Source organism: Natronospira elongata (assembly GCF_034931365.1).
GTDB lineage: Bacteria > Pseudomonadota > Gammaproteobacteria > Natronospirales > Natronospiraceae > Natronospira > Natronospira elongata.
The window spans coordinates 1-1143 of the sequence record NZ_JAYGII010000097.1; the positions used below are offsets into that span (position 1 = coordinate 1).

Here is a 1143-nt window from a genome sequence, read left to right on the forward strand (position 1 = left end):
GTTATCCGGGCGGCGGGCCCGCTCGTAGCGGCGCAGCACGGTGCGCTCGCCGGAATCGTGGCCCCTGTCGCGGGCCCGGGCCAGGACCCGGTGCAGTTCGGCCACGTCCTTCAGACCCAGGTTCATTCCCAGACCCGCCAGGGGGTGGACGGTGTGGGCGGCATCGCCCACCAGCACCAGGCGCTCGTCGATGTAGCGCTCGGCCTGGCGGGAACAGAGGGGAAAACCCACCACCTCGGTATCCGGCATCAGCGAGCCCAGCACGCCGTCGCTTGCCAGGGTCAGTTCACGGCCGAACTGCTCCGGCGACAGCCCCCGCAGGCGCTCGGCCTCAGCCGGAGTGGTGGACCAGACGATGGAGCAGCGCCCGTCCGCCAGCGGCAGCAGGGCCAGCGGCCCAGTCTCCAGGAACCGCTGGCGGGCAGTCTCGCCATGAGGCTTCTCGCTGCGGATGTGGGCCACCAGGGCCACCTGCTCATGGTCGACGGGGCGCACGTCGATGCCGGCCATTTCCCGGGTGGGAGAGGCCCCGCCATCGGCGGCCACCACCAGGCGGGCACGCAGGCGCCCGGCCCGGGCCAGGCCCAACAGGGCCCCCGACGGCTCCAGGCTAAGCCGCTCCAGGCGATCGGGCAGGAAGCAATCTATCGACGATTCCCGGAGCTGCTGGTGCAGGGCGGCCTGGATGACCCGATTCTCGACAATATGACCCAGCTCGGCTTCGGCCACATCGGCGGCATCAAACTCGACCCGGCCGTGGGCATCCCAGACCGTCATGTGCCGGTAGGGGCTGACGCGCACCGCCGCCATGGCCGGCCAGGCGTCCAGTTGCTGGAACAGCCGCCGGGAGGCGCGCGAGACCGCGAACACCCGCAGGTCCAGCGGCTCATCCGTGCTGACCGGATCCTTGAGCGGATGCGCGTCCACAAGGGCCACGCGATAACCGGTCCGCGCCAGACCCAGCGCACTGGCGGCGCCGATGGGGCCGGCGCCGATGACGGCAATATCGTAGTCGTTTTTCATGCCGGGCATCCTACGACGTCACCTGTCGCAAGACCAGCCCATCGGGCTGCCGAAATCAGCATTGTCCTACAGCGTCATCGAACCACCTCAGCTATGCTCTGGGGTCCAATCAATGGCAAG

1 protein-coding gene is annotated in these 1143 nt (G+C 69.4%); it reads right to left on the minus strand.

What is annotated here, in order from left to right; all coding sequences use genetic code 11:
- Positions 1-1023 (minus strand): FAD-dependent oxidoreductase (locus VCB98_RS13905; RefSeq protein ID WP_346053558.1); only part of this gene is annotated, 1023 nt, incomplete at its 3' end.
- Between the last annotated feature and the right edge of the window lie 120 nt (positions 1024-1143).